Annotated in this window: 16 protein-coding genes; 13 read left to right on the top strand and 3 right to left on the bottom strand. The window is 43.6% G+C overall.

The genetic code is table 11. The annotated features are described in order from the left end of the window. Positions 1 to 27 precede the first annotated feature (27 nt). The 13 genes from AOG26_RS13375 to AOG26_RS13315 all read left to right on the top strand — a co-directional run bounded on the left by AOG26_RS13375 (position 28) and on the right by AOG26_RS13315 (position 14,694). On the top strand, positions 28 to 1,329 hold the full coding sequence (locus AOG26_RS13375) for a GntP family permease (RefSeq protein ID WP_054562937.1): 1,302 nt from the start codon (positions 28 to 30) through the stop codon (positions 1,327 to 1,329). A gap of 9 nt (positions 1,330 to 1,338) precedes the next feature. Further along, positions 1,339 to 2,526: an E22 family MetX-like putative esterase gene (locus tag AOG26_RS13370; RefSeq protein ID WP_054552325.1), complete on the top strand. Its 1,188-nt coding sequence runs from the start codon at positions 1,339 to 1,341 to the stop codon at positions 2,524 to 2,526. A 4-nt stretch (positions 2,527 to 2,530) separates the two neighbouring features. Continuing rightward, the gene (locus AOG26_RS13365; RefSeq protein WP_054552326.1) at positions 2,531 to 3,292 is read left to right on the top strand and encodes a 3-hydroxybutyrate dehydrogenase; all 762 of its coding nucleotides are present in this window, start codon (positions 2,531 to 2,533) and stop codon (positions 3,290 to 3,292) included. A gap of 9 nt (positions 3,293 to 3,301) precedes the next feature. Next, on the top strand, positions 3,302 to 4,009 hold the full coding sequence (locus tag AOG26_RS13360; protein ID WP_054552327.1) for a CoA transferase subunit A: 708 nt from the start codon (positions 3,302 to 3,304) through the stop codon (positions 4,007 to 4,009). 11 nt (positions 4,010 to 4,020) lie between these two features. Beyond that, on the top strand, positions 4,021 to 4,680 hold the full coding sequence (locus AOG26_RS13355; RefSeq protein ID WP_054562936.1) for a 3-oxoacid CoA-transferase subunit B: 660 nt from the start codon (positions 4,021 to 4,023) through the stop codon (positions 4,678 to 4,680). Positions 4,681 to 4,907: 227 nt separating this feature from the next. Continuing rightward, entirely contained in the window at positions 4,908 to 6,149 is a 1,242-nt protein-coding gene (locus tag AOG26_RS13350; protein WP_054562935.1) for an OprO/OprP family phosphate-selective porin, read from the top strand. Positions 6,150 to 6,161: 12 nt separating this feature from the next. Continuing rightward, positions 6,162 to 7,127: a Bug family tripartite tricarboxylate transporter substrate binding protein gene (locus AOG26_RS13345; RefSeq protein WP_370316435.1), complete on the top strand. Its 966-nt coding sequence runs from the start codon at positions 6,162 to 6,164 to the stop codon at positions 7,125 to 7,127. A gap of 9 nt (positions 7,128 to 7,136) precedes the next feature. After that, entirely contained in the window at positions 7,137 to 7,601 is a 465-nt protein-coding gene (locus AOG26_RS13340) for a tripartite tricarboxylate transporter TctB family protein (RefSeq protein WP_054562934.1), read from the top strand. Between the two features lie 3 nt (positions 7,602 to 7,604). Further along, entirely contained in the window at positions 7,605 to 9,143 is a 1,539-nt protein-coding gene (locus tag AOG26_RS13335; RefSeq protein ID WP_054552331.1) for a tripartite tricarboxylate transporter permease, read from the top strand. A gap of 14 nt (positions 9,144 to 9,157) precedes the next feature. Continuing rightward, complete coding sequence (locus tag AOG26_RS13330; protein ID WP_054562933.1) at positions 9,158 to 10,780, top strand: ATP-binding protein; 1,623 nt, start codon at positions 9,158 to 9,160, stop codon at positions 10,778 to 10,780. A 37-nt stretch (positions 10,781 to 10,817) separates the two neighbouring features. Further along, the gene (locus AOG26_RS13325; protein ID WP_054562932.1) at positions 10,818 to 11,546 is read left to right on the top strand and encodes a response regulator; all 729 of its coding nucleotides are present in this window, start codon (positions 10,818 to 10,820) and stop codon (positions 11,544 to 11,546) included. Between the two features lie 209 nt (positions 11,547 to 11,755). After that, positions 11,756 to 13,843: an elongation factor G gene (gene fusA / locus AOG26_RS13320; protein ID WP_054562931.1), complete on the top strand. Its 2,088-nt coding sequence runs from the start codon at positions 11,756 to 11,758 to the stop codon at positions 13,841 to 13,843. A 434-nt stretch (positions 13,844 to 14,277) separates the two neighbouring features. Then, complete coding sequence (locus tag AOG26_RS13315) at positions 14,278 to 14,694, top strand: hypothetical protein (RefSeq protein WP_130167370.1); 417 nt, start codon at positions 14,278 to 14,280, stop codon at positions 14,692 to 14,694. Between the two features lie 85 nt (positions 14,695 to 14,779). Here AOG26_RS13315 and AOG26_RS13310 read toward each other — a convergent pair whose 3' ends face one another. From AOG26_RS13310 to AOG26_RS13300, 3 genes are all read right to left on the bottom strand, one after another. Continuing rightward, positions 14,780 to 17,566, bottom strand: a complete 2,787-nt coding sequence (locus tag AOG26_RS13310; protein WP_054562929.1) for an ExeM/NucH family extracellular endonuclease — start codon at positions 17,564 to 17,566, stop codon at positions 14,780 to 14,782. Positions 17,567 to 17,698: 132 nt separating this feature from the next. After that, positions 17,699 to 18,709: a porphobilinogen synthase gene (gene hemB / locus AOG26_RS13305; RefSeq protein WP_054562928.1), complete on the bottom strand. Its 1,011-nt coding sequence runs from the start codon at positions 18,707 to 18,709 to the stop codon at positions 17,699 to 17,701. Positions 18,710 to 18,722: 13 nt separating this feature from the next. Continuing rightward, positions 18,723 to 20,579 carry a sensor domain-containing diguanylate cyclase gene (locus AOG26_RS13300; RefSeq protein WP_082401659.1) on the bottom strand — a complete coding sequence of 619 codons (1,857 nt, stop codon included), beginning with the start codon at positions 20,577 to 20,579 and terminating at the stop codon, positions 18,723 to 18,725.

Genomic DNA, 20,579 nt, shown 5'->3' with positions numbered 1-20,579 from the left:
GTAATAACAATAATTATAGGAATGTCTATGCTGAGCATGATAGGACTGTTAGGCGGTTTAATACTGCTGATCATTTTAACGCTGCGTGGGGTAAACTTATTTATCGCTGCGCCAATCTGTGCACTGTTAGTTGCACTTAGTAGTGGCATGGCCATTTTCCCTGTATCGGCAGATACAAACTTTATTAACGCCTATATGGATGGCTTTGCAGGCTTTTTAAGTGCGTGGTTCTTTATGTTCTTACTGGGTTCTTTATTCGGTAAGTTCATGGAAGACACCGGTGCTGCAGACAGTGTTGCGAGCTACATTGTGGGTAAACTAGGTATGAAGCACGCCGTTCTTGCAGTTGTGATTGCCTGTGCAGTTTTAACCTACGGTGGCGTGAGCGTCTTTATTGTTGCGTTTTCTGTCTACCCAATGGCATTAAGTCTGTTTAAAGATGCAAACTTACCGCGCCGCTTTATTCCAGCAACGCTGGCATTTGGTTCGGTGACCTTTACCATGACTTCGGCAGGCTCGCCAGAAATTCAAAACTGGATCCCGGTTAAGCACCTTGGTACGTCACCCTATGCGGCATGGGAAGTGAGCTTAGTCGTGGCTATTTTTATGGCCACAGCAGGTTACTTTTGGTTAAACAAGATGATCAAAAAGGCCGTTGCTAATGGCGAAACCTTTGAAGCGCGTGATGATGACCCTGTCATTATTGAGCGTCGTCGTCCGCATCCAATTACGGGTGTGATCCCGCTGATCGTGGTGCTGCTTTTATCATTTACGCTACATGATGTACTGCAGCAAACCGCGCTTATTGTCGCTTTGCTTGGTGGTGTGCTGAGTATTGTGATTATTAACTTTAAGCATTTTCACGATATGGGTAACGCGATTAATGTTGGTACAACTGGCGCTTTAGTGGCAATCGGTAATACCGCTGCTGTGGTTGGTTTTGGCGCTGTGGCGAAAGTATCACCGGCATTTACCGCCGCTGTCGATGTGATGACCCATATGCCGGGGAATGAGTTGGTTGGTGCTGCTGTGGCTGTGAGTGTAATTGCCGGCTTAACAGGATCTGCTTCTGGCGGGCAAGCCATTGCATTACCTCTTGTCGCACCGGGTTATTTAGACATGGGTGTAAACCCTGAACAACTGCACCGAGTAGTGGCAATTAGCTCTGGAGCCCTCGATACCTTGCCGCATAATGGTTATGTGGTCACAACAATACGTGCTATCTGTAAAGAAACGCATCAACGAGCGTATTGGTCAATGGCAGCACTCACTGCGGTTATTCCGCTTATCGGTGTCGCATTGGCACTTGGACTCTTTATTATCTTTTAAGGAACAGCAATGAAAACCAAATTAATAATTTTGCTATGGCTGGTTGTATTTAGTAGCACTGCGTTTGGCGCTGCAAATAAAGCCGACACCATGCTGGTGGAAAAACAGCATTTTACGACAAAAGATTTTACCACTGTGTCTGGTGTGACTTTAGATCAAGTTGATATTGGCTGGGAAAGTTACGGAAAACTAAACGCCAATAAAGATAACGTGATTTTAATCACTCATTACTTCTCAGGTACTTCTCATGCCGCAGGTAAATATAAAGCGGATGACGCCCTACCGGGTTATTGGGATGCGATTATCGGCCCAGGTAAAGCTATCGATACGAATAAATATTATGTGATTAGCTCAGATACCTTAGTGAATGCCAACTGGCATGATGAAAATGTCATCACCACAGGCCCTGCGTCAACGAATCCAAAAACAGGCAAACCTTATGGCTTAGATTTTCCTGTGGTTACGATTACTGACTTTGTGAATGTGCAAAAGCGCTTACTCGACAGCCTAGGTATCACTAAATTACATGCTGTGATGGGCGCATCAATGGGCTCGTTTCAAGCACTTGAGTGGGCAACACGTTACCCAGATAAAGTAGAGCGTTTAATTCATGTGATTGGCGCTGCAACTATGGATGCATGGACAGTTGCGGCACTTGAAAAATGGGCGTTACCAATTCGTTTAGATAAAAACTGGCAGCAAGGTAATTACTACGGCAAAGAGCGCCCGTTAGATGGCTTAGCGGCAACCATGCTTAATATTACACAAGATGCGATGCATCCAATTATTTATAACGCGAGCTTCCCTGACTTTAATGTATTGGATGAAGGTGCATTAAAAGATATTCGCACCTTGCCTAAGTTAAACCAAGTACTCGCTCAACGCGCAATGGCACGAGCGAAAACGCAAGATGCCAACCATGTACTTTATTTGGTCCGGGCATCACAACTATTTACAGCTGGCATGCAAAGTGATTTAACAACGGCACTTAAAAATGTCTCTGCCAAAACATTATTACTACCCGCAACGAACGACTTACTGCTTCGCCCTGAAAACATGCGTACTGTGTTTGACACCATGAAAGCGGCAGGTAAAGACGTTGAGATTTCAGAAATAGAAGGGGGCTGGGGACACCTTGATGGCATTTTCTCAATCGCCCCGAAAGCGCAGCTTATCAGTGAGTTTTTAGAGGAGTAACCCGATGAGCAAAACTGTTTTAATTACCGGTGCAGCCAGTGGTATTGGTCTATATGTTGCCCAGCAACTGGCGATGCAAGGTCACACTATTATTGTGACTGATTTAAATCAGCAAGCAGCACAACAAGCGGCAGCAGGCATTGTTGAGCAAGGTGGTAGCGCCGAAGGGTATGCACTTAATGTGGCTGATAGTGATGCAATAGAGCAGTTTTTCACTGAGCTTAATCAGCCAATTGATGTACTTATTAATAATGCGGGTATTCAGCATGTTGCAAAGCTTGAAGATTTCCCGGCTGATAAATGGCAGTTCTTACAGCAAGTTATGCTCGTTGGCCCGGCGATGATGACCAAGGCGGTACTCCCTCGCATGCGTGAGCAAGATTTTGGTCGCATCATTAATATTGGCTCAATCCATGCGATGGTGGCGTCTAAATATAAGTCGGCTTATATCGCCGCAAAACATGGCTTAATCGGCTTTGCTAAAACCATGGCACTTGAAACGGGCGATGCCAACATCACGATTAATACCGTGTGCCCAGCCTATGTAAAAACGCCGCTTGTGGAGCAACAAATTGCCTCGCAAGCTAAAGAACATGGCATTTCTGAGCAACAAGTGATCGACACAATTATGCTAGCACCGATGCCGAAAAAAGCATTTATCGGCTTAGATGAGATCCTGCATACCGTTAGCTTTTTAATGGCCGATGCAGCACGCAATATTACCGCCCAAGCAATCGCCATTGATGGCGGTTGGACTGCACAATAGGAGGAGCCAATGGCAGGTTTTGATAAAGTAGTTACAAGTTATAGCGAAGCGATGGCTGGCCTTGAAGATGGCATGACAGTGATAGCCGGTGGTTTTGGTTTATGCGGTATTCCTGAAGGACTAATTGCGCAAATTAAACGTCAAGGCACTCGTGGTTTAACAGTGGTATCGAATAACTGTGGCGTTGATGGTTTTGGTTTAGGAGTGCTACTTGAAGACAAGCAAATCAGTAAGATGGTTGCCTCTTACGTTGGTGAAAACGCGCTATTTGAGCAGCAACTATTAAATGGTGAACTTGAAGTTGAGCTCACACCGCAAGGCACTTTAGCTGAAAAAATGCGTGCTGGTGGTGCGGGTATTCCTGCATTTTATACCGCAACGGGTGTCGGTACACCGGTGGCTGACGGTAAAGAAACCCGCAATATTAATGGTCGCGATTATTTATTAGAGCCAAGCATTACTGGCGACTTTGCGATAGTTAAAGCGTGGAAAGCAGATCGCTACGGTAACTGCATTTATCGTCATACGGCGATGAACTTTAATCCGATGGCAGCAACCGCAGGCAAAATTACGGTTCTTGAAGTTGAAGAAATTGTTGAGCCAGGGGAGCTAGAGCCAAGCCAAATTCACACGCCGGGTATCTATATTGACCGAGTGATTAAAGGTGAATTTGAAAAGCGCATCGAGAAAGTTACCACTAAGCAAGAGAATCAATAAGGAGCACGCTGATGGCATTATCACGAGAACAAATCGCTAAACGCGTGGCGATGGAACTACAGGATGGTTACTACGTTAACTTAGGTATAGGTATACCAACCTTGGTTGCTAATTACGTCCCTGATGGCATCGAAGTGATGCTGCAATCTGAAAATGGTTTACTCGGTATGGGGCCATACCCAAGTGCAGACCAAGTTGATGCCGATATGATCAACGCAGGTAAAGAAACGGTCACCGCTGCAACGGGGGCGGCTATATTTAGCTCCGCAGAAAGCTTTGCCATGATCCGCGGCGGCCACGTTGATTTAACCGTGCTGGGCGCGTTTGAAGTAGACCAAAACGGCAACATAGCTAGTTGGATGATCCCGAAAAAGCTGGTTAAAGGAATGGGCGGTGCGATGGACTTGGTGGCTGGTGCTAAAAACATTATTTGTACTATGACCCATGCCAACAAGCATGGCGAATCAAAACTGCTGACCGAATGTAGTTTGCCGTTAACGGGCGTTGGTTGTATCAATAAAGTGATCACCGATTTGGCACTTTTAGAAATTAAAGACGGTGCATTTCATTTATTAGAGCGTGCGCCAGGTGTCTCGGTTGATGAGATTATTGCTAAGACACAGGGCAAACTTATTGTCTCTGGTGACGTTCCTGAGATGACTTTTAGCTAGTTTTGCGACTTTTAAGCAGCTAATTTGCCTAGATTTTATACTAACCCCCAGTAATGTGCTTTTTGTTCATGGGTTTTATGAACAAAAAGCCATTTATCATCATCAATGCAACTTACCCCCTAAACATTTCGTTAATCTATCGTTAACACTATGCTCCAAACCAGATCGCCATTTGCAGTCGGCCGATCAACGACAACAAATAACTATAATCTGGTGTGGAGTAATTCATGAAAGCAAGTAACACACAGCTCGCTTTAGCCGTTGCAGCGGCGTTAGCAAGTACATCAGCATTCGCACAAAGCGACACTGAACAACTACAGCAACAACTCGATGCACTTCAAAAAGAAGTGGATTCATTAAAAACATCTAGCGGCTTCAACCTAGAATTTGGTGGTCGCGTGCAACTTGATTACAACTATTTCGACGGTGCTTACAATGCCGACAATGATGGCGCTGGAGGCAGCGACTTCTTCCCACGTCGTATCCGTACTTATGTTGAAAGTGAACATGGCAACTGGGATCACAAATTACTACTCGAATTTTCTGAAGGCGCGGCTGCAATCGTGTTAGCGCGGGTACGTTATGCATTCGACAACGGCTTAAAAGTAAAAGCCGGTAAAATTCGTGAAGACATGTCGCTCAATGCGCTGACTAGTTCTAAACACATTAATACTATTGAGCGTAGCACCCTTGCTAACACCTTCTCGCCTTTCTTCCGCTGGGGTATCTCAGCTTATCAATACTTTAAAGATTCAGGCTTACGTTACGCCGTGGGTGTTTACAAAAACGATGCGTTTGGTGCATCGGGCCATGACGAAGATGACAAACTGACATTGGCTGTAACAGGTCGCTTAACTTGGTCTAGTGCAGCGCCGGGTGATGTGATTCATTTAGGTGCTTGGCACTCTTATCGTGATATGGGCGACAATGATTTAAGCGCTCGTTTTGCCCGTGGTGAAGTGCGTGAAACCAATGTTCGCTTAGTGGATTACGCAGTCGGTGGTGAAACCGCAGCGCTAAATAGCATGTCGCAAAGCGGTCTTGAATTTGCCTACCAAGCGAATGCATTCACTCTAGAGGCTGAATATGCCAGCCGTTACCTTGATACGGTAGATAGTAGCAACGAGCTTGATGGTGAACGTTTTGATGGCTTTCATGTATCGGCAAGTTACTTCTTAGGCGGTGAGCAGCGCCGTTACAAAGCAGGCTCAGCATTATTTGTACAACCAAAAGGGATTAAAGATGCATGGGAGCTGGTTGCACGTGTGTCACAAATGAACGCTAGCAGCAAACAGCAAGGTACCGACGTAACCACTTATACATTAGGCACATCATATTACCTAAGCAGCGATATCAAATTTATGGGCAACCTGATTTACAGCGATGTTGATGGTGCCGGTGCTTCTACGCTGGTAGGTGATGAAGATTCAGGTATGGGCATCAGTGCTCGTATGCAGTACTTATTTTAGGAGTCGTGCATTATGACTATGTTTAAATCATTAAAAAGATCTGTTTTAGCAGCTTCATTATTAGTAGCCAGCCCACTGGCATTAGCAAACTTACACTTTTTGGTACCGGGTGGCCCAGGCGGCGGTTGGGATACCACAGCACGTGGTGTTGGTGAAGCAATGGTAAAAGCGGGCATTGAAGATAATGCATCGTTTCAGAATATGTCGGGCGGCGGCGGTGGCCGTGCAATTGCTTACTTGATTGAGTCGGGCACTAAAAAAGGCGATATGTTGATGGTTAACTCAACGCCTATCGTACTGCGCGCATTATCAGGCAAAATTCCTTACAGCTACCGCGATTTAACACCAGTTGCCAGCATGATTGCTGATTATGGTGCATTTGTGGTGCGTAATGACTCGCCATTTAAAACATGGCAAGACGTTATTGATGCAATGAAAAAAGATCCAGGCTCTGTAAAAGTAGCAGGTGGCTCTGCGCGCGGCAGCATGGATCACTTAGTGGCTGCACAAGCGGTTAAAGCGGCGGGTCTTGATGGTCGTCGATTACGTTACATTCCTTACGATGCCGGTGGTAAAGCGAAAGCTGGTTTACTGTCGGGTGAGGTCAACTTACTTTCAACAGGCTTAAGTGAAGCACTCGAAGTCGCTAATGGTGGTCAGGCACGTATTTTAGCGGTGACTTCTGCAGATAAATTGCCAGATTACCCAGCAATTCCAACCTTAAAGTCGCTAGGTTACGACATGGAGTTCGTAAACTGGCGCGGCTTTTTTGCAACCCCAGATTTACCGGCAGACAAACTAGCCGAGTACACAGAAAAGCTACGTAAGCTGCAACAAACTCCTGAATGGGAAGCGGTTCGTGCCCGTAATGGTTGGCTAAATCTATTTCAAGAAAAAGAAGCGTTTATTAAATCGCTTGAGCAGCAAGAAGCGCAATTACGCGTTGTAATGAAAGAACTTGGTTTTATCCGAGGCTAAGGTTAGACGATGTTAAACCGTGAACTAATTGGACCAAGTTTATTCTTGGTCCTCTTTACCCTCTACGCCCTTGTGGCTTGGCAAATTCCACTTATGCCATTTGAAGAGTACGAAAGCGTTACTTCTGCAACCTTACCAAAAGTGTATGCAGTATTTGGTATCGTGGTGTGTGTACTTTCGATTGGTGCCAACTTATTAAAGCAAGCGCCTGCAGAAAAAGCAGAGCTACTCAGTAAGGGCAACTTACTACGTACCTTTGCATTGTTGGTTTTAATGGTTGCTTATAGCGCCATGCTTGAACCGTTCGGTTTTTTAATTGCCACCAGTGCATTTTTAATTACGGGCTTTTTTATCATGGGCGAACGCCGTAAGGCAGTGTTGTTGTTTGCGTCTGTGCCTGTGGCCGTGGTTTTTTGGTTTTTAATGACACAAGTACTGGGCATTTACTTAGTACCTGGCAATCTGTGGAGTTAAGTTATGCTTGATGGAATTATGTTAGGTTTGTCGACCGTACTCGACTGGAACAACTTGTTATATGTGATTGTTGGCTGCTTTGTTGGCACGTTCATCGGTATGCTACCTGGCCTTGGCCCAATTACCGCGATTGCGTTGATGATCCCAATAACTTACAGCATCGGTGCTGATTCGGGCATGATTTTAATGGCCGGTGTTTACTACGGGGCTATATTCGGTGGCTCTACTTCTTCAATTTTGATTAATGCGCCGGGTGTAGCGGGTACGGTAGCGTCATCGTTTGATGGCTACCCGCTAGCAAAGCAGGGTAAGGCAGGTAAAGCCCTTGCGATTGCCGCTTATTCATCCTTTATAGGCGGGACCATTGGCGCCATTTTATTGATGGTGGCTGCGCCATTATTAGCGAAAGTGTCATTAAGTTTCCAATCGCCTGATTATGTTGTACTGATGTTTTTAGGCTTAACGGCTATCGCTGCGTTCTCTAATAAAGGGCAATTCTTAAAAGCCATGATGATGACGGTATTTGGCTTAATGCTGGCAACGGTAGGTATTGATCCCTCTTCAGGTACCGAGCGCTTTACTTTTGGCCAAGCTGATTTATTAGATGGTATTAGCTTTTTATTAGTAGCAATGGCAACGTTTGCGTTGGCTGAGGCGCTGATTAATGTGGCACGCCCTGAGGCTGAACCAGATAAAAAAATTGATGATCCTGATACGCCAAAAATTGGCTCAACAAAACTGACTAAAGAAGAAGTAAAAGACATGGCTCCTGTGGTTGGTCGCTCATCTTTACTTGGTTTTATAGTCGGTGTGTTACCGGGCGCAGGGGCAACCATTGCCAGCTTTATGGCCTATGCCACTGAGCGTAATCTTGCTCCAAAAGCGCTGAAAGATAAATTTGGTAAGGGTTCGATGCGTGGCTTAGCGGCACCCGAGTCGGCTAATAATGCAGCTTGTACTGGCTCATTTGTACCATTACTGACTTTAGGTATTCCAGGCTCTGGTACAACAGCTATTATGCTAGGTGCATTAATTGCCTACGGTATTCAGCCGGGCCCTATGTTAATGCAAGAAAACCCAAGCGTGTTTTGGGCTGTCATTGTCAGTATGTACTTTGGCAATATTGTACTGCTGATTTTGAATCTGCCGTTGATCCCATATTTCGCTAAAGTGTTGGCAATGCCTAAATCTGTGCTGACAGTGATGATTTTATTCTTCAGCTTAATTGGTGTGTACTTAGTGTCATTTAACACCTTTGATTTATTTATGATGGTGGGCTTTGCGCTGGTGGCCTTGGTGCTTCGCTTGTTAGCTTTCCCGATGGCGCCTTTATTACTTGGCTTTATCCTCGGTGATATGATTGAGCGAAACTTCCGTCGTGCCATGATGATTTCAGATGGTTCACTAAGCTTTTTATGGGACCGCCCATTAACACTGAGTATTTTTGTGATTTCGATCTTAGTGTTGTTGTTCCCACTGAAAGACTATATTGTCCAACGTCGTAAAGAAAAAGCAGCTACGCAAGCAGAGCAACATGCGTAGAACAAGGCACTGATATGAGATACACCAATAAGCTAAACCCATTTCAGCATGTGGTTAAAAAACCCAAGCGCTTAGAAACGCGACTCATTATTTGGGTTACCGGTCTATGTGTTTTACAGGCTGTATTGTTTGGCGCTTTGGTGTATCAGATCACTGCAGAAAGCTTACATAACCACATGGGTGATAAAGCGCTTGCGCTCGCAACTAGTATTGCCTCACGGGATGACGTGCAAAACGCATTGCAAACCAAGCAAGGGCTTGATGAGTTAAATACGCAAATAGAGCATATTCGTGAACTCACCGCAGCCAGCTTTATCGTGATTGGCGATAACAATACCCGCCGCATTGTTCACCCAGACCCCGACAAGCTAGGTAAGCCGATGGTGGGTGGTGATAGTAAAGCGGCGCTACGTGGTGAGCGTTATGTGTCGATTGCAAAAGGAAGTTTGGGCGAGTCTATTCGTGGCAAAGTCCCCGTGCTCTCAGAGCGAGGCGAAGTCATCGGCTTGGTATCGGTTGGCTTTTTAGTGCAATCAATTGAACCGCTTATTCGTGCTCGCAGTGCTGAAATTATGCTTTGGGGTTTGTTGTTAGTCGGTTTAAGTATTTTGGCCGCGGTGTATATTGGTCAACGGGTTCGTAATGCTATTTTTGGTTTACAGCCTGATGAAATAGCACGGTTGTTCTCTGAGCAAGATGCTATTTTGAATACTGTTCGTAGCGGCATTATCGCCCTCGATCCTGAAGGTAATGTACGTAACTTAAATCAACGTGCCTGCGAAATCCTCGGTAAACCGACCAGCTGTATTCATCAACCACTTAAACTTGCAGACTTACTTCCTGAACATAGTGAGTTTTTAATGCATAACCAACAGCGTCCGATTGTTGGTTTTGAATTATTTGCCGCCGATAAACGCATTGTGTTGTCGCGATATGCATTGCAAGTGCAAGGTCAGGCTGATGGTATTTTGTTGAGTATGCGCCCTGCGGATGAACTTGAATATTTATCGCAGCAATTAACCAAAGTGCAAGCCTTTGCTGAGTTATTACGAGTGCAAACGCATGATTACTCGAACAAGCTAAACTTAATTGGTGCGTTAATTCAGATGGGGCAAACGGATCAGGCGATTGAGCTAATTGGTCAAGAAAGTAAAGGCTCGCAAGCGCAGATCCATCATTTGCTCGAAAGGATCCAAGATCCGGTACTAGCAGGTTTATTGGTTGGTAAATACCATAAAGCCCGTGAATTAAATGTGATACTTGAGCTTAATCCAGATAGCTTATTAGGATCGATCACTCGTAAGGATATGCTTGAACGGGTTGTCTCGATACTTGGCAATTTGATTGATAACGCAATTGAAGCTGCTATTCGAGCTAGCGATACACGTACCCCTAAGGTTCGTGTTACGGTTGATGAAACCAGTAAAACATTATTGTTTGATGTTGAAGACAGCGGTTTTGGTTTAGGCGATGACAAGGATGTGATATTTACACCACAATACAGTTCTAAGTCAGGGGCTGAGCATGGTATCGGCCTTTATTTAGTTAAAACCAACTTAGATTCGTGTCGTGGTAGTTTAGAAATAGGTGAGTCTGATCTGATGGGGGCACGCTTAAGTGTCTACATTCCAAAATAATAAAAAATGATCAGCCTATAAATAAAAGGTAAAGAACATGACTTACTCAGTTGTCATTGTTGAAGACGAAGTAGAAGTTGCTCAATTATTGGCGCAATACTTATTACTTCCTCATGGCGTTGCTGGCCAACAAGGGACGCGGCAAACACTGCGTCAGGGGCAATATCAGGTTGTGGGTATTGCAGGCAATCTTGCCACTGCGAAAGCGTTATTATCGGCGATTAATGCCGATTTAATTTTGCTCGATATTCATTTACCCGATGGTAATGGCCTTGATTTACTCAATGAATTACGCCGCGAAGAAATGAAAAGCGAAGTAATGCTGTTAACCGCAGCAAAAGAAGTAGAAACACTGGAAAAAGCCATGCAGCTTGGTGCCTGTGACTTCTTAGTTAAACCATTAATGCTAAATCGCTTAGATCAAGCGCTAGCGCGATTTGAAGCAAGGCAACAATGTTTGTCAGATGCCGATGAAGTAACCCAATCTATGGTCGATACTTTATTTGGATCGCAAGAACAGTTAAAAGCCCCAGTTAGGCTGCCAAAAGGGGTTGATCAGCTTACTTTGCAAAAGATCTTAAAAGCTTTTAGAGCGAATATTGGCACGGCTTTTACTGCTCAGCAAATGGGTGATTTAGTCGGCGTAAGCCGCTCAACAGCCCGTCGTTACCTCGAATACTTGCTTGAAGCTGAGCAAGTCGGTGCTGATCAGAGCTACGGAAGTATCGGGCGACCCGAGCGCTGTTATAAAATGACAAGTAGCTAATCACATCATTTAATAACCTAATCATCGCTAAATTAGCGATTTTAGTAGCATAAATTCATTGTTCGGCACCTTAAAAAGTGCCGCTTATCTTGACCATAGAAAAATTTTATAAAATTGATTGCATTTTAAGCGACTTCGATGGTGATGTTCGCTTTAAGTAATGCTATACTCCCGCCGAATAATTTTTCGACTTTATTAAGAGTAAAATAATGGCAGATTTATCGAAGTACAGAAATATTGGTATTTTCGCCCACGTTGACGCGGGTAAAACTACCACCACTGAGCGTATCCTTAAGCTTACGGGTAAAATTCATAAGACTGGTGAGGTACACGACGGTGAGTCTACTACTGACTTCATGGAACAAGAAGCTGAGCGCGGTATTACAATCCAATCAGCAGCTGTAACTTGTGAGTGGAAAGGCCACCGCTTAAACGTTATCGATACTCCGGGACACGTTGACTTCACAGTAGAAGTATACCGTTCACTTAAAGTACTAGACGGTGGTATCGGTGTATTCTGTGGTTCTGGTGGTGTTGAGCCGCAGTCAGAAACTAACTGGCGTTATGCGAACGAATCAGAAGTTGCACGTGTAATCTTCGTAAACAAACTAGACCGTATGGGTGCTGATTTCTACCGTGTTGTTGGTCAAGTTGAGAAAGTACTTGGTGCTAACCCACTAGTTATGACTTTACCAATCGGTATCGAAGACCAATTCACTGGTGTTGTAGACGTACTTGAGAAAAAAGCATACGTTTGGGATGACACTGGTCTTCCTGAAAACTACGAAGTACAAGACGTTCCAGCTGACATGGTAGACAAAGTTGATGAATACCATGAGATGCTTGTTGAGTCTGCTGTTGAGCAAGACGAAGACCTAATGATGGCTTACATGGAAGGTGAAGAGCCTTCTCTAGAAGACATCAAACGTTGTATCCGTAAAGGTACTCGTGATCTTGCGTTCTTCCCAACATACTGTGGTTCTGCATTCAAAAACAAAGGTATGCAGTTAGTACTAGACGCGGTTGTAGATTACCTACCTTCGCCTACAGAAGTTGACCCACAACCTCTAACTGATCCTGAAACTGGTGAGCCTACTGGTGAAGTAGCAACTGTTTCTGCAGATGAGCCACTTAAAGCGTTAGCGTTCAAAATCATGGACGACCGTTTCGGTGCACTTACGTTCATCCGTATCTACGCTGGTCGCATGAAGAAAGGTGACACAATCCTTAACTCAGCAACTGGTAAAACAGAGCGTATCGGCCGTATGGTTGAGATGCAAGCTGACGAGCGTAACGAACTTACTGAAGCACAAGCGGGTGACATCATCGCTGTTGTTGGTATGAAGAACGTTCAAACTGGTCACACTCTTTGTGATCCTAAGCACGAATGTACACTTGAAGCGATGATCTTCCCTGATCCAGTAATCTCAATCGCTGTTGCTCCTAAAGACAAAGGCGGTAACGAGAAGATGGGTATCGCGATCGGTAAGATGGTTGCAGAAGATCCTTCATTCCAAGTTGAAACTGACGAAGATTCAGGCGAAACCATCCTTAAAGGTATGGGTGAGCTTCACTTAGATATCAAAGTAGATATCCTTAAGCGTACTTACGGCGTAGACCTAGTTGTTGGTCAACCTCAGGTTGCTTACCGTGAAACTATCACGAAAGAAATCGAAGATAGCTACACGCATAAGAAACAATCTGGTGGTTCTGGTCAATTCGGTAAGATCGATTACCGCATCAAGCCAGGCGAGCAAAACTCAGGCTTCACGTTCTCTTCATCAGTTGTTGGTGGTAACGTACCTAAAGAATTCTGGCCTGCAGTTGAGAAAGGCTTCGCATCAATGATGCAAGAAGGTGTTCTAGCTGGCTTCCCAGTATTAGACGTTGAAGTTGAGCTTTTCGACGGTGCTTTCCACGCAGTTGACTCATCAGCAATCGCGTTCGAAATCGCTGCTAAAGGCGCTTTCCGTCAGTCTATCCCTAAAGCGGGTGCACAACTTCTTGAGCCAATCATGAAAGTTGACGTATTCACTCCGGAAGACAACGTAGGTGACGTAATCGGTGACCTTAACCGTCGTCGTGGTATGATCAAAGACCAAGAAGCTGGCGCAATGGGCGTTCGCATCAAGGGTGATGTACCACTTTCTGAAATGTTCGGTTACATCGGCCACTTACGTACTATCACTTCTGGTCGTGGTCAGTTCTCTATGGAGTTCTCACACTACGCACCATGTCCTGCAAACGTTGCTGAAACAGTAATCGCTGCAGAAAAAGAGAAAAAAGCTGCTAAGTAATTAGCTTCTTAACTTCTTTTAAAAAAACCCGCACTTGTTGCGGGTTTTTTATTGCCTAAAAATCGTAAATGTATTGTCGTAATTTTTTCGATTACAAAGTAATCATTTCTTTCCTTTGTATGTTAATTAACCATTCAGCTTTGAGTTATTAATGTACCGGTACAGATATCGCACTTTTAAAGTATTTTCTAAATAGCTAATACGATTTAAGTGCTGCTGCTCTTAAATTGTACGATTTTAATACAAATTTCATTTTCAAGAAATATATAAGGTTATTAGTAAGTTGTAAGCTAATTACTTTGTTCTAGTAAAAAAGTGCTTTTTTGTACCTTGTGTACCTTTTTTAGTCTATGTAAAATGGCGCCCGAATGATTTTTTAATCATTTTGTATTAAACGTCTGCTTATTAAATATTACAACTATAGAAATATACTCATGAAAACGATTAAGTTAAGTCCTAATTGGACTCTACAGGGAAGCAAGATAGCACTGGCTATTCTTGTTGCATTAAGCGTTACTTTGCTAGGAGCATCAATTTTGATGCTATTGTTGCCTGTTCTGCTATTTATTACTCTATTAAATTTTTTAGAATTGCGCTTCTTACACTGTTACAAGGCGGGGATTTGTTATTCGCGAGGATTAGGTAAGCGTTACATCAACGCTGAAGATATTGTCACTGTTGAATTTAACCCAATGGCATTCATCACAGTATTTAAAATTACCTTAGCGAATGGTAAAACACACCAGTTTATGAACTGGCAGATTGATGAGCAGCAACAGATTGACATTGCTAAGCTCTATAAGTCAAAAGCAGGTTGTGCCATAAAGCCTAATCTGCAATGTAAAGCCTAATACTAGCAAGCCTCAATAATGCTAAATTAAGTGAACTGAAATAAAAAAGGCCGCGAAATGCGGCCTTATTCATATGCAGTGTCGTTTATTTTTTCATACGACGACGAAGTGCAAATGGTAAAGCAAGTAAGCTTAACCAGGCAAATGAACCAGAATCATCGTCTTTTGACTCTTCTTCTGTTTCTTCTTCAACTTCTTCAGCTACATCTTCTACTTCATCATCAGCTTCATCGTTTGTGATGTTGATGTATAGCAGTTGTGCTTCTGATAGGTTACCTGCGCTATCTTCAGCACGGATCATCAGCGTAAGCTTGTCTTCTTCTTCGAAGTCTAGCTCTTTAGCCACTGTGATTTCACCTGCAGCACTAATTGCAATCGCATCAGCATGCTCACCTTCAATGCTAAAGCTTACTACTGGGGTGTAATCAGCATCACCATCAGAGAAAACTAGTTGGCCAATCACAGCGCCAATTTCACTATTTTCTACGATTTCGAATGATTGACTTGCTTCGATTACTGGTGCCTGCTCTGCAGGAATAGGCTCTGCAGATTGAATATCAACAATCACTGGGTCGTGATCAGATGCGCGGTATGCATTGTCAGAGTATAGGCTAGCTTGTTGTGTCGATGACTTATACTCAAGGTTGTAGTCTAGGCTGATTGGTTCATCGGCATTGATATGCCAATCCGTAGCAGCGACAACTTTAGCAAGCATAGATTCAGAGACTAGTGCGTGGTCAAGGCTACCAATGCGGCCAGAGAAGCTATAAGAGTAACCTAATGTGTCGCCGTCTAGTTCAGCAACCGCACTCTTCAGACCTTTATCTGCAAATGCACGGATAGGATCTTCCATCGCATAAGCGTTCATATCACCGACTAGGATGATATCTTCATCTTCAACTTCAGTTGGGTAAGTTGCTAACCAATCAGCATATGCATTTGCACCCGCAACACGGATTTCATTCCAACATGCTTGACCATCGCCTAAGTCAGCATTATTACCTTCAGCGCTACCACAGCCGCCTTTAGATTTTAGATGGGCAACGGCAACAGTGAAGATTTCTTCGCTTTCAAGAGATTGGAAGCTTTGTGCAATTGGCGGGCGATTACTGTAATCGAAAGGTTCTACTGTAGTATGAGCAGCCTTACCAACTTCAGATACTTTATTTGATCGATAAATCAGTGCTGTTGTGATTGCATCAGTACCAATTTGGTCAACACCGAAATCAACAAATGCGTAGGTATTTTCTGCATCTTCATCATTAAGTGCAGATACTAAGCTAGCAATAGCGCTATTTTCACCGAAACCGTCATTTTCGATTTCCATTAAGCCAATAACATCAGCGTTAATAGCTGTAATTGCGCTAACTAATTTAGCTTCTTGGCGAATCAGCTCTTCTTCGCTATCAGCACCACGGCTAGTAGGGAAGCCTGCGCCTTGGCCATCACCATTGAAATAGTTTAATACGTTGAAGCTTGCAACACGTAGGTCTGCATCTTCGTTAAGCTCTGGAGCATCTGTACGAGGGTTAGTTGCAGTGAATTCAGGTTGTACTGTTGGGTGAATACGGTAACGGTCGAAGCTGTAACCCATTACACCCGTAATCGTATTAACAGTATCGCCTAAACGTAACGTGTTATAGGCATCAAGGCCCGTACCTGGGTAGGCAATAGGATCAAGGTTTTGCTTTGTTGAACCATCGTCGATTAAGATTTGTTTTTTCAGGTTTTCAGTTTCAACAGCATTTGCTGCATCACCTGGTAGTGCAACTTGAGTACCTTGGTATAAACGCTCAGTACCTAAGTCAACTTCACCATAGCGACCAAGACCGTAGTTGTTATTAACGACTAAAGGTTGATCTATGGTCACTAACATACCTTCGTAAGCTTCAAGGTCTGCCACGTCATCAACAGGTAAAGTGATAGCGGTTGCGTCAGTAGATAAACCTGTCGCACAGATCTCAACTTGGCTAACATCGCCTAGTTGTGTTGCGCTGTAGTATTCAGCCACGCTACCTTTAACACGCACATGGTCACCAACAGCAACGTCGGTATCTGCGAAATAAACGAATACACCTTCAGAAGTAAGTGGGTTTTCATCAATATCAGCAGTAAGTGAGCTAATGAAGAAGCCTTTTAGTTGATCATCACCTTGGAAGTCAGCCGTCACAACACCTTCAACTTCTACTTCAGTGTCGATAAGAGGGCTGTCGCCGCCTTCACCTTGAATTGCGCTGATTAAGGTTTTTTCTGCACCACACTCAAGAGGAGTGACTGGCTCTGGTTCAGGCGTTGGCTCTGTGCTCTCACCATATTGACCTATATTGCTGAAATCGTCTTGGTCGAATTGCTCCCACTCATCGCTTGGGTTAAACGCTGAGGTTGCATCAGTACGGCCTGAAGTGATTGAAGCTTTACGGCGAAGTGTTTTATTTTGTGTTGAAACGCCGCCTTCATCCCATGCTGAACCTGGATCTACGCCCAGTTGACCAAAGCTATCAACAATTGCACCGTCTTTAGTTAGCACTAATGCGTCATCACCGTTGAAATAAGTGATTGTTGATTCAGTGTCCGCGTTGGCTTTTAACTCATCTGCAGAGCTTGCATTAACAATAACGTAAGTTGCGTTTGCTGCAAGAGTACCGGTTAAAGCTAAGCTGTTATTAGGATCTGCTAGATCGCCGTTACCATTTGAGTATAAAGAGATGGTGTAACCGTCAAGCGATAGCTCAGCACCAGAAGTGTTGTAAAGCTCTACCGCTTTATTGTTAGAGCTTCCTTCAACGTATTCAGAGATGATTAGGTTGGCAGAAGCAGGTGCGCTCAGGCTTGCAATCACAAGCGCGAGCGGCGTTAATTTTGTATTTATCATTATTTTTCCCGTGTATGTATTATAAAAGTCCCAATATGGGACACAGTACTTTAAGAAAAATCTATGACAAATTAAATACAAAATGTTAATAAAATAGGAATAATTACCAATTTTTAGAACATTTACTTTAGATTAGTTATTTTTTAACCAAATAGCTGCTTGTTTTGCAAAATAAGTCAGGATGCCATCAGCGCCAGCACGTTTAAATGCTAGTAATGATTCCATGATTACTGCTTCTTCTGCAAGCCAGCCGTTATCAATGGCTGCTTTATGCATGGCATATTCACCACTTACTTGGTAAGCAAAAGTGGGTACACCAAACTCATCTTTTACGCGGCGTACTACATCTAAATAAGGCATACCTGGTTTTACCATCACCATGTCTGCACCTTCTTGCAGATCGAGGGCTACTTCACGAATTGCTTCATCAGAGTTCGCAGGGTCCATTTGATAGGTCTTTTTGTCGGCACCTTTTAAGTTGCCTGCAGAACCTACCGCATCACGGAATGGGCCATAATAGCTAGAGGCGTATTTAGCAGAGTAAGCCATGATACGAGTGTGGATATGGCCCTCGGCTTCGAGTGCTTCACGAATTGCACCAATACGTCCATCCATCATGTCTGATGGTGCAACTACATCCGCACCCGCTTCGGCATGCGATAGCGCTTGTTTAACTAAAATTTCAGTTGTTACATCGTTAATCACATAACCGTCTTCATCGATAATGCCGTCTTGACCATGAACGGTGAATGGGTCAAGTGCAACATCTGTGATCACACCTAATGTAGGAAAAGCTTCTTTAAGTGCGCGAACAGTGCGTTGTGCTAATGCATCTGGGTTATAGGCTTCTTCAGCAAGTAGAGATTTTTTATCGCTCGGTGTTACCGGGAAAATAGCCACTGCAGGAACACCTAATTCAACAAGCTCTTTTGCTTCTTCAAGTAGTAAATCGATAGAAAGACGTTCAATGCCAGGCATAGACTCAATAGCTTCGCGGCGGTTTTTACCTTCTAACACGAATACAGGAAAAATAAGGTCATTAACTGTTAGTTGGTTTTCAGCCATTAGGCGACGAGAGAAGTCATCACGACGCATGCGGCGCATACGTGTATAAGGGAAAAGGTCGAGTCCTGATTGGGCCATGCTTTGTATACTCCTAGTCTGGTAGAGGATAACTCACTACGCGATTTCGACCTGTTTGCTTGGCATGATATAAGGCTTTGTCGGCATAGTCAGTGAATAAACTTGGGTTATTAATGTCTTCAGCAATTGCGCTGTAAACACCTGCACTCAAAGTAAATTTAATCGTTGTTCCGGCAACTATTATATCAGTATTTTGGGCTGCTTTGCGTATTTGTTCGGCAATTTCTAATGCACCTATCAGTGGCGTATTAGGCAACAGCACGACAAATTCTTCGCCGCCGTAGCGCGCCACTTCATCGAGAGGTCGTTTCAGGTGCTGTTTAATGACATCGGCAGCTGATTGAATGGTTTGATCACCGGTTAAATGACCGTAGGTGTCATTAATTACTTTGAAATGGTCAATATCTAACATGATGATGGCTAAAGGTGTTTGTTCACGTCGCGAGCGGCGAATATCCATTAGTAGCTTTTTATCGAAGTAACGGCGGTTCTTGGTTTTTGTCAGCGAGTCTTCCATATTGAGTTGTTCAAGCTCTCGGTTTTTCTCTTCAAGCTCGCGTAATGTCACTTGTAACTCAAAGGTACGCTCCTCGATATTCGCTTCAAGGTCTTGGCGAGCTTGTTCTTGCAGTTCAAGGCGCTCGCGCATTAAAGTATCTTTAGCTTTGCTCTCAGCTAAGGCATTTTGTTGTGCTGCAACTTCAGCATCGCGCTGCATCAAAAACAGTTTTATAACTGCATAGCTTAAACTTAAGCTACAAACCAAAAAGCAAATAAAGGTAAGTGACAGCACTCCGATATTTAAATTAAACGGGTTAAATACCCCAAGTGCGCTGTAAATAATGGCGCAGAAGAAAGCGAATAGGGCGATTAGAAAAGCGCTACAAGGCTGTTTATACTCACGGTTAAACTGCTTTAGAGCAATACTTGCAAAGATGATAAGCACCACAGGTAAACTTAATAAGCAAAGTGTAATAGTAATATGAATAGGTAAGAACCACATTGTTACAGTAATAAGTACAACCGCCCACGCTAGCCAATACTGAAAGCGATTTAAGCGAGATTTGGTAAAGCCGAATATATAGCCTTGCAAGGGCACAAATAACGCACCACAGATAAAAAATAGAGTCGGAATAGTTAACTGTTGAAACGATGAACCGCTCGGTTGTAAGTAACGATAACCATAGCCATAAAGGTAGGCTAGCGACAACCAAAGTAAGGTAAGTAATAACCCTGTGTAGGCGAAATAGCGGCGTCTAGAGAAGCCATAAAGCACTAAATTAGTGAGTGCGAGAGATAAAATAAAACCGACTAATAAGCCGTATAATAAATTGAACTTACTTTTATGTTTTAGATATTCAGAGGGGCTCCAAAGGCTTAGGGGCACTCTTAAACCACCATTGTTTTTAACTTTGAGGAAGATTTCGGAATGGCTGGCTTTTGGAATAGTTAATGAGGCTAGCAGCGATTCATTTTTAATTTGCCGACTAGCTAAAGGAACGGCGTCACCAATTTTGGTGTTAAATAACACATGCCCACCTTGCAGATGAAAGACGCTTACTTCATCTAGTAAAGGGTTATCTATCGATAATATCAGGGGGACATCATTTAACGATGTGTTTTTTATCGATAGCTTGAGCCACAGAGGCTTTAAAGTCATGCCTAGATTTAAGGTTTCACCTCGGTTTTTCAGCCATTTTACATTAGCATTGCTAAACGCTTGTTGTTGAGTAATAGGATCAAGGGTGTACTCAACATTTAGCGTATGTTGAGACTTAAATTGTGAGCTAACAATAAGTGGGTTAGCCAATGAATAAGGAGTAAATAAAAAAACGAAGAGTACGCCACAAAGTGACCATAGGCGCTTCAT

Origin of the sequence: Pseudoalteromonas sp. UCD-33C (assembly GCF_001306895.1) — a bacterium.
GTDB lineage: Bacteria > Pseudomonadota > Gammaproteobacteria > Enterobacterales > Alteromonadaceae > Pseudoalteromonas.
Note: the sequence above shows the minus strand (reverse complement) of the source record. Positions and strands in the feature narration are given on the sequence as shown.